At 69.6% G+C, this 17,361-nt stretch carries 14 protein-coding genes; 2 read left to right on the forward strand and 12 right to left on the reverse strand.

From position 1 onward, the window contains the following. Positions 1-148: 148 nt before the first annotated feature. A complete protein-coding gene (gene uraH, locus AACX88_RS11125) occupies positions 149-472 on the reverse strand; it encodes a hydroxyisourate hydrolase (protein WP_339393080.1) in 324 nt (107 codons plus the stop codon). Continuing rightward, complete coding sequence (uraD, locus tag AACX88_RS11130; protein ID WP_339393081.1) at positions 469-963, reverse strand: 2-oxo-4-hydroxy-4-carboxy-5-ureidoimidazoline decarboxylase; 495 nt, start codon at positions 961-963, stop codon at positions 469-471. The genes uraH and uraD overlap by 4 nt, the downstream gene beginning before the upstream one ends. 212 nt (positions 964-1,175) lie before the next feature. Between uraD and AACX88_RS11135 the strand changes: the two genes are divergently transcribed. Together AACX88_RS11135 and bcp are read left to right on the forward strand one after the other, a co-directional pair. Continuing rightward, entirely contained in the window at positions 1,176-2,345 is a 1,170-nt protein-coding gene (locus tag AACX88_RS11135) for a glycerate kinase (protein ID WP_339393082.1), read from the forward strand. A gap of 38 nt (positions 2,346-2,383) precedes the next feature. Further along, positions 2,384-2,851 (forward strand): thioredoxin-dependent thiol peroxidase, encoded by a 468-nt coding sequence (gene bcp / locus AACX88_RS11140; protein ID WP_339393083.1) that lies wholly within the window; start codon positions 2,384-2,386, stop codon positions 2,849-2,851. Positions 2,852-2,927: 76 nt separating this feature from the next. On the opposite strand, the gene AACX88_RS11145 is transcribed toward bcp, so the two are convergent. From AACX88_RS11145 to AACX88_RS11190, 10 genes are all read right to left on the reverse strand, one after another. After that, positions 2,928-3,929, reverse strand: a complete 1,002-nt coding sequence (locus AACX88_RS11145) for a hypothetical protein (RefSeq protein ID WP_339393084.1) — start codon at positions 3,927-3,929, stop codon at positions 2,928-2,930. Positions 3,930-4,269: 340 nt separating this feature from the next. After that, entirely contained in the window at positions 4,270-5,649 is a 1,380-nt protein-coding gene (gene allB / locus AACX88_RS11150; RefSeq protein WP_339393085.1) for an allantoinase AllB, read from the reverse strand. 164 nt (positions 5,650-5,813) lie between these two features. Beyond that, positions 5,814-7,619 carry a glyoxylate carboligase gene (gene gcl, locus AACX88_RS11155; protein WP_339393086.1) on the reverse strand — a complete coding sequence of 602 codons (1,806 nt, stop codon included), beginning with the start codon at positions 7,617-7,619 and terminating at the stop codon, positions 5,814-5,816. Next, on the reverse strand, positions 7,619-8,554 hold the full coding sequence (locus AACX88_RS11160; RefSeq protein ID WP_339393087.1) for a 2-hydroxy-3-oxopropionate reductase: 936 nt from the start codon (positions 8,552-8,554) through the stop codon (positions 7,619-7,621). The genes gcl and AACX88_RS11160 overlap by 1 nt, the downstream gene beginning before the upstream one ends. Positions 8,555-8,613: 59 nt before the next feature. Then, on the reverse strand, positions 8,614-9,426 hold the full coding sequence (locus tag AACX88_RS11165) for a hydroxypyruvate isomerase family protein (protein WP_339393088.1): 813 nt from the start codon (positions 9,424-9,426) through the stop codon (positions 8,614-8,616). A gap of 197 nt (positions 9,427-9,623) precedes the next feature. After that, positions 9,624-10,910, reverse strand: a complete 1,287-nt coding sequence (gene guaD, locus AACX88_RS11170) for a guanine deaminase (protein ID WP_339393089.1) — start codon at positions 10,908-10,910, stop codon at positions 9,624-9,626. Between the two features lie 43 nt (positions 10,911-10,953). Next, positions 10,954-11,751: a xanthine dehydrogenase accessory protein XdhC gene (xdhC, locus tag AACX88_RS11175; protein ID WP_339393090.1), complete on the reverse strand. Its 798-nt coding sequence runs from the start codon at positions 11,749-11,751 to the stop codon at positions 10,954-10,956. Then, complete coding sequence (gene xdhB, locus AACX88_RS11180; RefSeq protein WP_339393091.1) at positions 11,748-14,099, reverse strand: xanthine dehydrogenase molybdopterin binding subunit; 2,352 nt, start codon at positions 14,097-14,099, stop codon at positions 11,748-11,750. Before xdhB ends, xdhC begins: the two co-directional genes overlap by 4 nt. After that, entirely contained in the window at positions 14,096-15,568 is a 1,473-nt protein-coding gene (locus tag AACX88_RS11185) for a xanthine dehydrogenase small subunit (RefSeq protein WP_339393092.1), read from the reverse strand. The genes xdhB and AACX88_RS11185 overlap by 4 nt, the downstream gene beginning before the upstream one ends. Positions 15,569-15,774: 206 nt before the next feature. Beyond that, positions 15,775-17,265 carry an NCS2 family permease gene (locus AACX88_RS11190; RefSeq protein WP_422614436.1) on the reverse strand — a complete coding sequence of 497 codons (1,491 nt, stop codon included), beginning with the start codon at positions 17,263-17,265 and terminating at the stop codon, positions 15,775-15,777. Positions 17,266-17,361 lie beyond the last annotated feature (96 nt).

Consider the following 17,361-nt stretch of genomic DNA (forward strand, 5'->3'; position numbering starts at 1 on the left):
GTGGTCGCGATCGGCCCGGATGTCTGACGAGGCTGCCGGTGGACTCCGGCGAGCTTCGGCGGTTTGTTGAGGATGGAGATCCTGCAGGGGGCCTGCTTCCCCTGGTGTCTGCGGATGTGCGGCGCGGTTCGCGCAGCGCTGCGGTGTCTCAGCTCCCCCGGTACGTGCTGTACGCGAACGGGCTGAGCAGCAGCGGGATGTGGTAGTGGGCCTCGCCCTCCCTGACGGTGAAGTCGATCGTCACCTGCGGGTGGAAGTGGTCCTGACCGCGGGCCTCGAAGTACTCGCCGGTGCCGAAGACGATCCGGTAGGTGCCGGGCTCGAGCCGGTCGGGACCGAACTCGGAGACCCGGCCGCCGGCATCGGTGCGGGCGCTCACGATCTCCTCCTCCCCGTCGAAGAGGGTCACGGCGAGGTCCGCGGCGGGAGTGCCGGCGGTCGAGTCGAGGGCGTGGGCGGTGATGAAGCTCATGCGAGGATCCCTTCGAGGCGGAGGACGGCGATCTCGATGAGCTGGCGGCCCACCTCGGCGAGCTCATCGTCATCGGAGTTGGTCATGCGGCGGTCGAGTTCGTCGAGGATCTCCTCGGGGCTGCGGCCGGCGGCGCGGATGAGGAAGACCCGGTCGAAGCGCTCCTCGTAGGCGGCGTTGCCGGCGCGCAGGCGCTCTTCGACGGAGCCGTCGAGGGTGCCGAGGCCGGCCTGTTCGCGGGAGGAGTGGGCCGCCTCGGCGGAGTCGCCGCTCGCCTTCTCCCCGATCCGGGGATGGTGGGTCAGCGCCTGCCCGATCTCCTCGGGCGTGAGCGGGGAGGCGGCGGTGCGGGCGAACTCGAGCGCGGACTCGACCGTTCCGAACGGGCGGGCGGCGGTCACGGCATCGATCCAGCGCTCGACGTCGAGGCAGGGGCGCACAACCTCGCGGGCCTCGCGCTCCGGCAGCCGATCGAATTCGATCAGGTCCACATCGACCTCCAATGTCGCCGAAAGGCGGGGCGTCCGCGCGTCGGGCGACGTTTCGCTCTTCGGAAATGGTCTTCCATTCGTTGCAACGAGTGTGACGTGGGCCTCTGCGCGCTGTCAAATCGTTCCGGGCTCCAGAATGTCGATTTCGGAAGAAGCTTTCCGAATCGTGGACGCTGTTGGTGCCGGAGGAGTCCGTGCGGTTGAATGAGGCCATGAGCGAAGAAGCCCCGGTGATCGTCTGCGCCCCCGATTCCTTCAAAGGCTCCGCCGGCGCGCCCGCGGCCGCTGCGGCACTGGCCCGCGGGGCGGCGCAGGTCTTCCCGACGGCGACGATCACGCAGCTGCCCTTCGCCGACGGCGGCGAGGGCACACTCGAGGCGCTGCTCGCCGTGTGGGGAACCCCTGAGCGCACCGTCTCCGTCGTCGATGCGCTCGGGCGGGAGACGACCGCCCGCTACGGCCTCTCGGCCGACGGGACGACCGCGGTCATCGAGGCCGCGCAGGCCAACGGGCTGCCCCAGGTCTCCGACGTCGCCCTCCAGCCCGAACGCGCCGACACCTTCGGGGTCGGACTCATCGCCGCCCGCGCCCTCGACGACGGGGTCGAGGAGATCCTCCTGTGCATCGGCGGCTCGGCGAGCACCGACGGCGGCACCGGCATCGCCAGGGCGCTCGGCGCGGTCTTCCGCGATTCCGCGGGCGATCCGATCGCCGCCGGCGGGGGCGGACTGAGCGCACTGGCCGCGATCGACGACACCGGACTCGACCCGCGGGCGACGGCCGTGCGCTGGCGCATCGCCGTCGACGTCGACAATCCGCTCACCGGGCCCCGCGGGGCCGCCGCCGTCTTCGGTCCGCAGAAGGGCGCCGACCCAGAGGCCGTTGCGCGCCTCGATTCAGGGCTTGCCCACCTCGCCGAGGTGCTCGCCGGATCCGGCGATGCTGCGAGGCTCACCGACACCCCCGGGTTCGGGGCCGCCGGCGGGATCCCGCTGACACTGACCGCCCTCCTCGGCGCCGAGGTCGTCCCGGGTTCGCGCATGGTCGCCGAGGCCGTCGGTCTCGCCGAGGCGCTCTCCGGGGCCGATCTCGTGCTCACGGGCGAGGGGTCGTTCGACTCGCAGTCGCTTGGGGGCAAGGTCGTCGCGGCCGTCCGCGACCACGCCCCCGCCTCGGCGAGCATCGTCGTCGTCGCCGGACGCGTCGGGCTCACTCCCGCCGAATGCCGGGAGGCGGGGATCACGGCGGCCCTGTCGATCGCCCCGGGACCGGCCGACCTCGCGGAGCTCTCCGAGCGCGCCGAGGAGCTCATCGAAGCGACCGCCGCGCACGCATGTGCGCTCGTGGCGGCAGGACACCAGCCCGCCTCGGCGGGACACTGACCCGCGCACGCGGGACACCACCAGAAAGGGCACAGATCATGGCGAACACACTGACGGTCGGGCAGCAGGCACCGGACTTCTCCCTCCAGGACGCGAACGGGCAGACCTACTCGAAGGAGGGACTCGCGGGCCGGCGGTTCATCCTCTACTTCTACCCGAAGGCGGCGACGCCGGGCTGCACGACCGAGGCGTGCGACTTCCGCGACAACCTCGCCTCCCTGCAGTCGGCGGGCTTCGAGGTGCTCGGGGTCTCCCCCGACGGGCCCGAGGCGCTCAGGGCCTTCGCCGCGGACGAGTCGCTGAACTTCCCGCTGCTCTCCGACCCGGATGCGTCCGTTGCGAAGGCCTACGGCTCGTACGGGGAGAAGACCGTCGGCGACCGGACCTTCGAGGGCACGCTGCGCTCGACGTTCATCGTCGACGAATCGGGTGATCTCAGCCTCGCCGAGTACAACGTCTCCCCCGACGGCCACGTCCGCCGCCTCCGCGAGACCCTCGACGTCTGACCCCTGGCAACCTTCCGGGCGCTGCGCAACCCTGCGCCGAGTTGCCGAGCGCCCGGAGGGTTGCTGAGAACGACGCTCAGGGTCGTCTCGTCCGCGCCGCGGTGAGTTCGAGGATCTTCCGGAAGGACTCAGGCCGGAACAGCTGCTTCCACGTCAGCCTGATCACCCGGTAGCCGGCTGCTCGGATCGCCGCTTCGCGCTCCCGCTCCCGCTCCAGTTCGACGCGCGGAACCCCGGAGCCGAGGTAGTACTTGCCGAGTCCGTCGACCTCGACGATCGTCATCGCGCCGCGATGGCAGAAGTCGACCCGTCCGAGGAATGCGCCCGTTGAGTCCCAGATCGTCACCTGCGGCTCGAATCCGAGGATTCCGTGCTCGAAGAAGCGCACGGCACACACCGATTCGGCAACGGATTCTCGTGAGGCGTCGGCAAGGTCGAGCGCCGTGCGGATCTGCCCGGCTCCGGCGGTCTCGACGCAGTCGGCGAGCTCTGACTCGATGCGCTCGAGTGTCGCGCGCCCATGGCGCAGTGCGTGATCGAGCATGGGCACGGCGACGTCGAGGGGATGATCTCGCGCGACGTCGATGAGCGTGCGCTCGAGCGTCGTCACCCGGTAGATGCCGATCCTCATCACCTGCTTAGACGGTGTCTCGCGCCGTCGCACACGGAGGTGCGGATATGTCCGGCTGACGATGGAGCGGACTGCCTCGACACGATGCTCGACAACGCGGGAGAGCGGTAGGTCGTGGACGAGCGCGGCACTGAGATGCGAGAGGACCTCGCGCCCGGCCGGCCCCCGACCATCGAGCTCGCGGAGCGCGAGGTGCTCTGCCCGCGCCCGAATGAGCACTTTGAGGCCCTCGATCTCATCGCGCATGTCGCCGAAGTCGGTGAGCTCCTCGGTGTCCCCTGACTCGATCGTCTCCCACAGGACGCGATGAACCGGATCATCGCAGACGTGAGTGACCACGTAGCGCCCCCGGGCCACCCGGGGCAGGCAGCACTCGAGGGCGAGGCGGATCTGCGTCTTCGTCACACCTCGGCGAGAGAGGACCGCGGTCGATACATATGCGTACATGCACTCTAAAGTGCATCACATTTCATCAAACGGCAATAGGCAATCCTCAAGCTGTGGATAAACCAGTGGATAACTTGATGGAGGTCTCGCGATTCTCGCGGGTGAGGTCCCGCCTGCCGGCATGCAGCCGCTGCCGAGGCACTGCGCGCCGATCACCCGAGGGCTCGTGGGCAACCTTCCGGGCGGCCCGGTGAATTCTCGGCAACCCTCCGGGCGCTGAGCAACCCTGCGCAAGGTTGCCGAGCGCCCGGAGGGTTGCTCAATATGGTCGGCCCGCCCGCGGGGTTGCCGACCGCCCGGAAGGCTGCCGTGCGCGCGGGGTTGCCGAGCGCCCGATGGGTCAGGGGGCGGTGAGGAGGCGGCCGTGCGGGGTGTCGAAGTCGACGGGAGCGCCGGCCAGCAGGGTCTGCGTGACCCTGCCGCTCACGGTGCGCTGGTCGTACGCGGTGATCTGGTTGCGGTGGTGGAGCTCGGTCGCGCTCACCGTCCACTCCTCGTCGGGGGCGAAGAGCGCGAAGTCCGCGGCATTGCCGACCGCGATCGACCCCTTGCCTTCGACGCGGGCGATCGCCGCCGGGGCCGCAGACATCCAGCGGACCACCTCGGTCAGATCGATGCCCCGACGCTGTGCCTCCGTCCACACGAGCGGCAGCCCCAGCTGGAGCGAGGAGATCCCGCCCCAGGCCGCGCCGAAGTCACCGGAATCGAGGAGTTTGAGCTCGGCCGTCGAGGGCGAATGGTCGGAGACGATGCAGTCGATCGTGCCGTCGATGAGCCCCTGCCACAGCGCCTCCCGGTTCGACTCCTCCCGGATCGGCGGGCAGCACTTGTGCGTCGTCGCCCCGTCGGGGATCTCCTCGGCGGTGAAGACGAGGTAGTGCGGGCACGTCTCGACGGTCAGCCGCACCCCCTCGGCCTTGGCCGCAGCGATCTGCGGCAGCGCATCGGCCGAGGACAGGTGGAGGATGTGCGCGCGGCCCCCGGTCGCCCGGGCCGCGTCGATGACGTGTCCGATCGCGACGTTCTCGGCCTCGCGCGGACGTGAGGCGAGGAAGTCGGAGAACTTCCGGCCCGAGGCACTCGGCGCTTCGGCCATGACCTCATGATCCTCGGCGTGGACGATGAGGAGGCCGTCGAAGTCGGCGATCTCGGCGAGGTCGGCCCCCATCTCGGTCGGGGTGAGCGGCGGGAACTCGTCGACCCCGGAGTCCTCGAGGAAGCACTTGAATCCAAAGACCCCCGCCTCGTGCAGGGGCCGCAGCTCGCCCATGTTGCCGGGGATCGCCCCGCCCCAGAAGCCGACGTCGACGAACGCCTTCGGACCGGCCACGGCCCGCTTGACCTCAAGCGCCGGCACGTCGACGGTGGGCGGCAGGGAGTTGAGCGGCATGTCGAGGATCGTCGTCACGCCGCCGGCCGCGGCCGCCTTCGTCGCCGAGGCGAATCCCTCCCATTCGCTGCGCCCGGGATCGTTGACGTGGACGTGGGTGTCGACGAGGCCCGGCAGGAGCACCTGCGTGTCATCGACGTCGATGACCTGCGCCGAGGTGGTGCCCAGCCGGTCCTCCCCCGTCGCGATCTCGACGATCCGACCGTCCGTCACAGCCACCTCGGCGGCGGCGATGCCATCGGGCAGGAGTGCGCGCTTCGCGCGGATGATGAGATCGACGCCGGCCTCGGTCTCGGGCGGCGTGTGGGTCTGTGCGCCATCGACGCTCATGGGTTCCTCCTCGAATTCCTGAGCACTGCGCTGAGCGCTGCACTGCACTGCACTGCGCTGCGCTGCGCTGCTGTCAGCGCGGGAAAGCCCCGCTCACGGGGTCATGGTATACCGGAACGGGTCGGTCGCGGGGAGCCGTCCGGCTCTCCACGACCGACCGCTGATCACTTCGTCGCAGCCAGCTCGCTCAGGGGTGTGAGCGCGGTCGGCGCATCGGCGGGCGTCTGCGCGAGGACGTCGAACTCGTTGATCGCATCGAGCGCGAGCCCCATCGAGATGTTCGTGACGCGTTCGAGGATGATCTCGACGACGACGGGCACCTGGTGTTCGTCCATGAGCTCCTTCGCCACCCGCAGACCCTCCCCGATGAGTTCGGGATCCTCGACGCGCAGCGCCTTGCACCCGAGCCCCTGGGCGACCGCGACATGGTCGACGCCGTAGCCGGCGGACTCCCCCGAAGAGTTGATGTTGTCGAAGGCGAGGGAGACCTGATAGTCCATCTCGAAGCCGCGCTGGGACTGCCGGATGAGGCCGAGGTAGGAGTTGTTGACGACGACGTGGACGTACGGGATCCGGTGCTGCGCGCCGACGGCGAGCTCCTCGATCATGAACTGGAAGTCGTAGTCGCCGGAGAGCGCGACGACGGTCTGCCCGGGCTTGCCCGTGGCCACGCCGAGCGCGGCCGGTCCCGTCCACCCGAGGGGACCTGCCTGACCGGCGTTGATCCAATGCCGGGGCCGGTAGACGTGGAGCATCTGGGCACCGGCGATCTGGCTCAGCCCGATCGTCGAGACGTACGTGACGTCCTCGCCGAAGGCAGAGTTCATCTCCTGATAGACGCGCTGGGGTTTGATCGGCTTCTCCGTGTAGTTCGTCTTCCGGTGCTCGGTCGACTTCCGCGCGGTGCATTGGGCGGCCCACTCGGTGAAGTCCGGCAGCGCCCGCTCGCTCGGCCCCGCAGCCCGCTCCCGCGCGGCGGCGAGCAGTGCGTCGAGGGCGGCCCCGGCATCGGAGACCACCCCGTAGTCGGGGGCGAAGACCCGCCCGATCTGGGTCGGCTCGATGTCGATGTGGACGAAAGTCCGGCCTCGCCGGTAGACCTCGAGGTCACCGGTGTGGCGGTTGGCCCAACGGTTGCCGATGCCGATGACGAGGTCGGAGTCGAGGAACGTCGCGTTGCCGTAGCGCACGTGCGTCTGGATCCCGACCATGCCCGCGGCCAGCGGGTGGCTGTCGGGGATCGTCCCCCACCCCATGAGCGTCGGTGAGACGGGGATCGAGGTGAGTTCGGCGAACTCGACGAGGCGCTCACTCGCATCGGCATTGATGATCCCCCCGCCGGCGATGATGAGCGGGTGCTTCGCCTCAGCGATGAGGTCGAGGATCCGCTCCGCCTGCGCCGAGGTGGCGGCGGGCTTCTCGACCGGCAGCGGTTCGTAGGTGTCGATGTCGAAGTCGATCTCGGTCTGCTGGACGTCGATCGGCAGGTCGATGAGCACGGGCCCCGGGCGCGCCGAGCGCATGAGCCCGAACGCCTTCTGGAACACTCCCGGCACCTGCCCGGCTTCGAGGACGGTCTTCGCCATCTTCGTCACGGGCGCGGCGATCGAGGCGATGTCGACGGCCTGGAAGTCCTCCTTGTCGAGCACGGCGACCGGCGCCTGCCCGGTGATGCAGAGGATCGGCTGCGAATCGGCGGCGGCCGCGTAGAGTCCGGTGATCATGTCGGTGCCCGCGGGCCCCGAGGTGCCCAGGCACACCCCGATGTTGCCCGCGGCCGCCCGCGTGTATCCGTCGGCCATGTGCGAGGCGCCCTCGACATGGCGGGCCAGGGTGTGGCGGATCCCGCCGTGGGCCCGCATCGCCGAGTAGAGCGGGTTGATCGCGGCCCCCGGCAGGCCGAAGGTCTCGGTCGCGCCCTCCTTCTCGAGGATGAGGACGATGGCGTCGACTGCGCGCATTCTCGTCATCACGCGGCCCCTTCCTGTGCGGTGTCGTCCTCTGCGGAGTCCTCGCCCGCCGAGGCGGTCGTGCCCGAGAGCTGTTCGATGACGGTGAGCAGACCCGAATGGTCGAGTCCGCCGTTGCCCTGGGCCACGGTCGCGGCGACGAGCTGGGCGACCGCGGCGCCGAGGGGGATCGCGACCCCGGCCTCGCGGGCCGCGGCGGTGACGATGCCCATGTCCTTGTGGTGGAGGGCGAGCCGGAAGCCGGGGGCGAACTCGCGGTCGAGCATCTTCTGCCCCTTCTGCTCGAGCACCTTGGACCCGGCGAGTCCGCCGCCGAGGACTTCGAGCGCCGAGGTCGTGTCGACGCCGTAGGCCTCGAGGAAGATCACCGCCTCGGCGAGGAGTCCGATGTTGCCGGCGACGATGAGCTGGTTCGCGGCCTTGACGGTCTGCCCGGCACCCGAGGGGCCGACGTGGACGATCGTCTTGCCCACGGCCGCGAAGACGTCGGAGGCGGACTCGAAGTCGGCGTCGTCTCCGCCGACCATGATCGAGAGCACCCCGTTGATCGCCCCGGGCTCCCCACCGGAGACGGGGGCGTCGAGGGGCCTGATCCCGGCCTCACGGGCCTGGGCGGCGAGCTCCTTGGCGACATCGGGCCGGATCGTCGAGAAGTCGATCCAGGTGGCACCGGGCTGGGCTGCTGAGAGGATGCCGTCGCCCCCGGTGAGGACGGCTTCGACGTCGGGCGAGTCGGGGACCATGGTGACGATGACGTCCGCGCCGTCGACCGCCTCGGCGATCGTTCCGGCTGCCTGCCCGCCGGCTGCGGCGAGCTCCTCGGCCTTGGCGGGGGTGCGGTTGAAGCCGCGGACGGTGAAACCGGCGTCGACGAGGTTCTTGGCCATGGGCAGTCCCATGATGCCGAGTCCGATGAAGGCGATTGTCCTGCTCATGATGTGTCCTTGTCTCTGGGGCGGGGTTGTCAGGGGGTCGGTGAGGACCGGGTGTCTGCTCAGCGTCCGAGCCACGTGAACGCGGTCTCGCGGTCCTGCTTGTATTCGAGAGCGATCTGACCGGAGTAGCCGAGCGCATACGAGCGTTCGATCCATTCGCGCAGCGGCAGCTGCCCGGTTCCCGGTGCTCCGCGGCCGGCGGCGTCGGCGATCTGGATGTGGCCGAAGCCCGCTGCCCCGGATTCGATGGCCGCGGCGACATCATCGCCGTTGACGGCCATGTGGAAGAAGTCGGCGAGGACGGCGATGTTGCCCTCACCGCCGGCCCTCACCTGCTCGACGACCGCGGCGGCGTCGGCGGCGGTCTTGAGCGGGTAGGCCTCGGCACCGGAGACGGGTTCGACGAGGACGGTGCCGCCGATGCCGGCCACCGCACGGGCGGCGACGGCGAGGTTCTCCAGCGCCACGGCGTCCTGCTCCTCCGGCGTCGAATCCGCAACCCGCAGACCGTAGAGGGCGTTGAAGGCCCTACAGCCGGTGCGGCGGCCGATGTCGGCGACGATCTCCGCGTTCTTCGCGAAGTCGGCCTGCGAGCCGGGGATCGAGACCATGCCGCGATCGCCTGCGACCATGTTGCCCGCCCAGAAGTTCAGGCCTTTGAGCTCGACGCCTGCGGACTCGAGGGAGGCGATGAACGCGTCGACCTCGGCCCCCGACGGCGTCGGGTCGCCGTCGAAGGGCCACCAGAACTCGACCCGATCGAAGCCTGCGTCCTTCGCGGCCTGGGCGCGGTCGAGGACGGGCAGTTCGGTGAGCAGGGTGGAGCAGTTGAGGATGTAGCTGCCTGCCTGAGTGAAGTCGAATGTCGACATCGGATCTCCTTCGCGACTCTGCGATTCTCCAAAACTTCCGTATCGTGGAAGTTCATTTCCGTTGGATGAAAACAGCATACGCATCGGCAGCGCAGGGAGTCAACCCCTCAACGCGAGCAACCCTCCGGGCTCTCGGCCACCCGGCGAGGGGTGGCTGAGCGCCCGGAGGGTTGCTCGAATCGCTGGAGTGAGGGGCCTCAGCCCTTGACGGGTTCGCCGTCGATCCACACCCGGGTGAGGTCGGCGGGCGTGCCGAGGGCGAAGATCTTCGCGAGCGCATCCTCATCGGATTCTGCGTAGTCGAGACCGACGGCCAGGGGTTGGCCGGCGACCGGGTCGACGTAGACGGCGTCGAAGCGCTTGCCCACGGACAGATCCCCCACCTCGGCGTCGAGGTCGAGGGCCGCAGCACCTGAGGCGGTGGCGAGGTGGAGGAGATGCGTCGAGGTCAGGGGAACCCCGCCGGCCGGGTCGAGCTGCTGCATGAAGTACGCCTGCACCCCCTCCTTGAGCAGGCAGAACCCGTTGCCGGCGCCGACGTCGGAGCCCAGCGCCACCCGGACCCCGGCATCGAGGTGGCGGCCCAGCGGGAAGAAGCCGCTGGCGAGCGCCGAGTTCGAGGTCGGGCAGTGCGCTGCGGCCGCTCCCGCCTCGGCCATCCGCGCAAGCTCCCGGTCGCGGGGGTGGACGTTGTGGGCGAGGATCGTCCGCTCCCCGAGCAGTCCCGCCCGGTCGTACGTGTCGAGGTAGTCGAGCGCCTCGGGATGGATCTCGGCGACCCCGGCGATCTCGTCGCGGTTCTCGTTGAGGTGGGAGGTCACCCAGATCCCCGGGTTGTCCGCGACGAGTGCGCCGCCGGCGGCGAGCAGCTCGGGACCGGCGGAGAACGAGAACCGCGGGGTCACCGCGAAGCGCAGCCGTCCCCGACCGTGCCAGTCGTCGATGAGCCGCTGACTCTCGGCCACGGAGCGGTCGACGTCGGTGAGCAGGACCTCCGGCAGGTTCCGGTCGCTCGTGACCAGTCCCGTCGTCATCCGCAGCCCCACCTCGGCGGCGGCTGCAAAGAGGATGTCGACCGCGGTCGCGAAGTGCGAACCGAAGACCATCGCCGAGGTGGTCCCCGCCGAGGTCAGTCCCGTGAGGAAGTCCGTCGCCACCCCCGCGGCGTAGGTCTCGTCGCGCAGCTTCGCCTCCTCGGGCAGGGCGCATTCGTCGAGCCAGTCGAGCAGCGGGCGTCCGAGGTGGCCGATCGCGCGGACCTGCGGGAAGTGGACGTGGGTGTCGACGAACCCGGGCAGGAGGACCCCGGCCCGGAGGTCGACGACCTCGGCGTAGGGGTGGCGCTCACGGGCGGTGGCGAAGTCGGCGCGGGCGACGATCCGCCCGGAGTCGACGACGATGGCGACGTCGGAGCCCGAGCGCAGTCCACCTCCGGCGAAGGGGTCGGTGGGGGTGTCGAAGACGCGGGCGCGGTAGATCTGCATGATGGGGGTTCCTCTCTGGAGGCGGGATGGAAGAGTTCTGGGCTCAGGCCAGTCGGCCGAGGAGGTCCGCGGCGACGCTCACGGCGATCGTCGCGGGATGCTTGCCCGGCAGTTCGGGCAGCCCGATGGGGCAGGTGATCGTGTCGACGGCCTCAGGGTCGTGGCCTTCGGCGATGAGGGCCTTGCGGAAGCGCTGCCATTTCGCGGACGAGCCGATGAGCCCGATCGTGCCGAGGTCCCCGCGGCGCAGAGCGGCGTCGCAGAGGTGGAGGTCCTCGGCATGGTCGTGGGTCATGATGTACACGTGTGCCCCGGCGGGCAGGGTCGTGAGCACCTCTTCGCCGATGACGGCGAAGTGACGGCGGACGTTCGCCACCGGGGGTTCGAGTCGGTCGATCTCGGCCAGCTGTTCGGGCCGGGAGTCGCTGACGTCGAGGTCGAGGTCGTGGCGGGCGAGGATGCGGGTGAGTTCGAGTCCGATGTTGCCGATGCCGAAGATCGCCACCGAGGCGGCCACGGGCAGCGGTTCGAGGAGGACGGTGACCTCTCCCCCGCAGCATTGGCGGCCGTGCTTCGCCGGTGCCTTGTCGTTGAGCCGCAGGGTGAGCATCTCCGGTTCGGCATGCGAGCCGGCACCCAGCTCGGTCAGCATCTCCCGGGCCCGGGTGACCGCGGTCATCTCGAGGTTGCCGCCGCCGATAGTGCCGAAGTCCTTCTCATCGGTGACGATCATCTTCGCCCCCGCCTCCCTGGGCGCATGTCCGCGCACGGAGGCGAGGGTGACGAGCACGGCCGGCTCCCGCTGCGCACGCAGCGTGGCCGCGGTGTCCATCCAGGTCATGACACGACGGCGGCGGGCGCGGACTCGCGCACCGCCTCGAGCGCCCAGAACACCGCTTCCGGGGTGGCCGGGGACGCGAGTTCGACCGAGGTGCCCGGTCGGCCGAAGGCGGCGACCGCCTCCCGCAGGGCCTCGCGGACGGAGAAGGCGAGCATGAGCGGGGGTTCGCCCACGGCCTTTGACCCGTAGACGGCACCCTCCTCGTGGGCCTTCTCGAGCAGGGAGACGTTGAAGACCTCGGGCATCTCGGAGAAGCTCGGGATCTTGTACGTGCTCGCTGCCTGCGTGGCCAGCCTGCCCCGGCTGGGCTTGTCGCTCTCATCCCAGCGCAGGTCCTCGAGGGTGAGCCAGCCGGTGCCCTGGACGAAGCCGCCTTCGATCTGGCCCAAGTCGATGAGCGGGGAGAGCGAATCCCCGACGTCGTGGACGATGTCGACCCGCCGGAGAACGTACGAGCCGTCGAAGCGGCTGACCTCGACCTCGCTCGCTGCGACCCCGTAGGCGAAGTACTTGAAGGGTTCGCCGCGCATCGTCGACAGATCCCAGTGGAGGCCTTCGGTGCGGTAGAAGCCCGAGGCCGAGAGCTGGATCCGCTGGAAGTACGCGGTGTTGATCAGCTCCTCCCACGTGATCGTCTTCGACGTCGAGAGCGCGCTGACGATGCCGCGACTGATCTCGACCTCGTGCGCGGGCGCCCCGAGGAGTCCCGCGGCGACCTGCTTGAGGCGGCCGAGGATCTGCTCGCACGCGTCCTTGACGGCCCCGCCGTTGAGGTCGGAGCCGGAGCTCGCGGCCGTCGCCGAGGTGTTGGGGACCTTGTCCGTGCGCGTGGGCGCGAGCCGCACCGTGGACAGCGGCACACCCAGGGAGGTCGCGGCGACCTGGAGCATCTTCATGTGCAGGCCCTGCCCCATTTCCGTCCCGCCGTGGGTGATGAGGACCGAACCGTCCTTGTACACGAGCACGAGCGCCCCGCCCTGGTTGAAGGCGGTGAGGTTGAAGGAGATGCCGAACTTCACGGGCGTGATCGCCAGACCCCGTTTGACGTCGGTGTGGGTGGCGTTGAACGCAGCGATCTCCGCCGACCGGGCCTCCACCTCGGCGGAGGTGATGACCTGATCCCAGGCGGCCGCGATCCGATCGGGGTGGCGCACCGGCTGGTAGTACGGGGTGTCCTGGCCGGCCTGGTAGAAGTTGCGACGGCGCAGTTCGGCGGCGTCGATGCCGAGCTGCGGGGCGACCCGACCGAGGATGTCCTCCATGACGAGCATCCCCTGGGGTCCGCCGAAGCCGCGGAAGGCCGTCTGCGAGGTCTTGTGGCACTTCGCGACCCGCCCGTGGACGCGGATGTTGGGCACCCAGTACGCGTTGTCGATGTGGCACATCGCGCGGGTGAGCACGGGTTCGGAGAGGTCGAGGCTCCATCCGCCGTCGGCGGTGAGCGTCGCGTCGAGGGCGAGGATGCGGCCCTCGGAGTCGAAGCCGATGCGCCACGTCGAGTGGAAGCCGTGGCGTTTGCCGGTCATCGTGATGTCGAGCGTCCGGTCGAGCCGCAGGCGCACGGGCCGGCCGGTGAGTGTGGCCCCGAGGGCGGCGAGGGCCGCGTAGCCGTGGGGCTGCATCTCCTTGCCGCCGAAGCCCCCGCCCATGCGCAGGCACTGGACGGTCACCTCGTTGGCGGGGATCCCGAGCACATGGGAGACGATGTCCTGGGTCTCCGTGGGGTGCTGGGTCGAGCATTGGACGAAGACCTGCCCGTTCTCGTCGACGTGGGCCAGCGAGGCCTGCGTCTCGAGGTAGAAGTGCTCCTGCCCGGCGAACTCGAACTCGCCGGCGAAGACGTGCGCGGCGTCGGCGAACGCCCCCTCAACGTCGCCCTTGTCGATGACGGGTTGGACGCCGTGGTAGCTGCCGGCGGCGATCGCATCGCGCACGGTGACGAGCGAGGGCAGGGGGGTGGCCTCGACGGTGACGGCCGCGGCACCGGCCTTCGCCGCCTCGAGGTCCTCGCCGAGCACCCACGCGACCGGCTGGCCGAAGAACATGATCTCCTCCGTCGGCAGCATCGGTTCGTCGTGTTTGACGCCCTGGTCGTTGACGCCGGGGACATCGGCGGCCGTGATCACTCGGACGACGCCGGGGATCTCGTAGGCGGGGGCGGTGTCGAGGCTCTCGAGTCGGGCGTGCGCGTGCTCGGACCGGACGGGGTAGGCGTGGAGGACGCCGGTGAGGCGTCCGATGAGGTCGTCGGTGTAGAGGGCGGCCCCGGTGACGTGGCCGAAGGCGCTCTCATGGTGGTGGGATTCGCCGACGACGGGGTCGGCGGGGCGCTGGGAGAGATGGCTCATCGTCCTGCCTCCTGATCCATGGTGCCGAGCTGTTCGGCGAAGAAGCGTTCGAGTGAGGACCGCAGCATCGCGGTGCGGTACCGGGAGCTCGCCCGGTGGTCGTCCATCGGGGTGCCCTCGGAGGCGAGGACCTCCGCGGCGGAGTGGACGGTCTCGAGACTCCACGGCCGACCTTCGATCGCGGCCTCCGTCGCCCGTGCCCGCAGCGGGGTCGCGGCGACCCCGCCGAGGCCGATCCGGGCCTTGGCCACGGTCCCGTCGACGACGTCGACGGCGTAGCCGATCGCGACCGAGGAGATGTCGTCGAAGCGGCGTTTGGCGATCTTCTGGAACGAGGTGAGCGAGGCCAACGGCAGCGGGATCCTCACCGCTCTGATGAGTTCGCCGGAGGCGCGCACGGTCTGCCGGTAGCCGGTGAAGTAGTCGGCCAGAGCCACGGTGCGCTCACCGTCTGCGGAGGCGAGGACGAGTTCGGCCTCGAGGGCGAGCAGCGCCGGCGGGGTGTCGCCGATGGGCGAACCGGTGCCGAGGTTGCCCCCGATCGTCGCCCCGTTGCGGATGAGCCGGGAGGCAAACTGGGGCAGCAGTTTGCCCAGCAGCGGCACGGCGCCGTTGAGCTCCCGTTCGATCTCGCTGAGCGTGTGGGCGGCGCCGATCTCGACGTGGGTCTCTGTGAAGCGGATCCCCCGGAGTTCGGGGAGGCGGTCGATCGCGAGCAGCGACTTGGCCCGCGCGCCCTTGATGTTGACCTCCACACCCCAGTCGGTGGCGCCGGCGACGAGGAGGACCTCGGGTTCGGCGGCGAGGATGTCGAGCGCCTCGGCGAGGTCGCCCGGCCGGCGGAAGCGTCCCAGCTCCCCGGTGGGGGTGTCGGGGCGGTGGAGGTCGGTGCGCGCCGAGGCGGGGGCCGGGTCGGTGCGGCGAGCGGCGAGCGCATCGGCCTCGGCGGGGTTTCCGAGCGCGTACGCGGCGTCCTTGATGGGACGGTAGCCGGTGCAGCGGCAGAGGTTTCCGGACAGGGCGTGGATGTCGAAGCCGTTGGGACCGTGGTGGGGGTCGGAGTCCGTGGGACGCTCGGGCCGGTAGTATTCGGCGGCCATCGAGCAGATGAAGCCGGGGGTGCAGTATCCGCACTGGGAGCCCCCGCGCACAGCCATCTCCTCCTGGACGGGATGGTAGGTCTGGCCCTCTGCGAGGCCTTCGGCGGTGATGATCTCCTGGCCGTCGAGGGCGGCCGCCGGCAGCAGGCACGCGTTGACCGAGGTCCAGCGGATTCCCTCACCGTCGGGGCGGGCGAGCAGGATCGCACAGGCTCCGCATTCGCCTTCCGCGCAGCCTTCCTTGGCTGCCGTGAGCCCCTGACCGCGGAGGAAGTCGAGGGCGTTTTCGTGTGTGGGGCCGTCGAAGTCCTTCTCGGTGCCGTTGACCGAGATCCGACAGCGGGAGCGTTCCGTGGTTGACGCGGACATCGCACTCACCTCCTGCGCCTCGTCGCTGAGGCGCACAGTGCATGGTTGGAACAGTTGCCTTCGCTCTCCCGGACTTCTGGTTATCCATGCGAACAGCAGCGGAGAGCGGTGAGGGCGTCGGGGCACACGGCACCGACGGACCGGCGTGCGTCAGTCGCCGTGGGCGATCTGCCCCTTCGTCCAGACTGTCTGCTCCGTCACAATGCTCATCCTCCCAACATAGCCGAAATGGGACCGCGAACGAAGTAGAGGACGAATCCGACGGAGACGACCCAGAGCAGCCAGTGGACGTGCTGTCCGCGGCGGCTGAAGGCGTGGATGACGGCCCACGAGATGAAGCCGACGCCGATGCCGTTGGCGATCGAGTAGGTCAGCGGCATCGTCACCATGGTGAGGAAGACCGGCAGCGAGGTGCGGAAGTCGCTCAGGTCGATCTCGCGGATCTGGGTGACCATCATCGCGCCGACGACGACGAGGGCGGCCGCACCGGCCTCCATCGGGATGACGCCGATGAGCGGGGCGAAGAACATCGAGAGCAGGAAGAGCACACCGGTCACGCATGCCGCCAGACCCGTTCTCGCGCCTTCGGCGATGCCTGCCGCCGAGTCGACGAAGACGGTGTTCGACGAGGCCGAGGCACCGCCGCCGGCGACCGCGCCGAGGCCTTCGACGATGAAGGCGCCGCGGATGCGGGGGAACATCCCGTCATCGGTCTGCAGGCCCGCACTGCGGGCCAGACCCGTCATTGTGCCCATCGCGTCGAAGAAGTTCGTGAACACGAGGGTGAAGACGAGCATCGTCGCCGCGAGCACGCCGATGCGCTCGAAGGACCCGAAGAGGTCGAAGGCGCCGATGAGCGAGAAGTCGGGCAGGGCGACGACCTGGCTGGGCAGCTGCGGTGCGCTGAGGTTCCAGCCCTGGGGGTCGGGGTTGACCGGGTCGCCGACGGTGCCGAGCTTCGCGAACGCCTGGATGATGATCGCCGCGATCGTCGCGACGATCATCCCGATGAGGATGCCGCCGGGCACCTTGCGGGCGACGAGCACCCCGATGAGGATGAGCGCGCCGATGAAGACGAGCGTCGGCAGCGAGGTGATCGACCCGTCCTGGCCCAGCTGGACCGGGGGTCCGGCCGGGGTGCGGGTGACGAACCCGGAGTTGACGAAGCCGATGAAGGCGATGAAGAGTCCGATGCCCACGGTGATGGCGATCTTCAGCGCGTGGGGCACGGCGTTGAAGATCGCGGTGCGGATGCCGGTGGCGCCGAGGAGGACGATGATGATGCCGTTGATGATGACCAGCCCCATCGCCTCGGCCCACGTGACCTCCTGGACGACGGAGACGGCGAGGAAGCTGTTCATGCCCAGGCCTGCGGCGAGGGCGAACGGCAGTCTCGCGACGACGCCGAAGAGGATCGTGATGAGACCCGCGACGAGCCCGGTCACGGCCGTGAGCTGCGCGAAGTCGAGCGTGCCGCCGGTGACGTCGGCGGACCCGCCGAGGATGAGCGGGTTGAGCACGACGATGTAGGCCATCGCCACGAAGGCGACGATGCCGCCGCGGATCTCCTGGCGCACCGAGGAGCCGCGCTTGGTTATCTCGAAGAATCTGTCCAGTGCACTCGGACTGCTGCGATCGGGGACGCTGGTCTCCGACCCCCGCTCGTCATCCGATACGTGTTTGTCTGCCATTGTCATGGACCACCTCAAACTGTTCGATTTGATCGGCCGCGACATCGTCGTCGTGGCCCTGCGCCTTGAACGTGCGCATTGAAACGAGACAGCACCCGCGGG

The organism is Brevibacterium metallidurans (assembly GCF_037101285.1).
Taxonomy (GTDB): domain Bacteria; phylum Actinomycetota; class Actinomycetes; order Actinomycetales; family Brevibacteriaceae; genus Brevibacterium; species Brevibacterium metallidurans.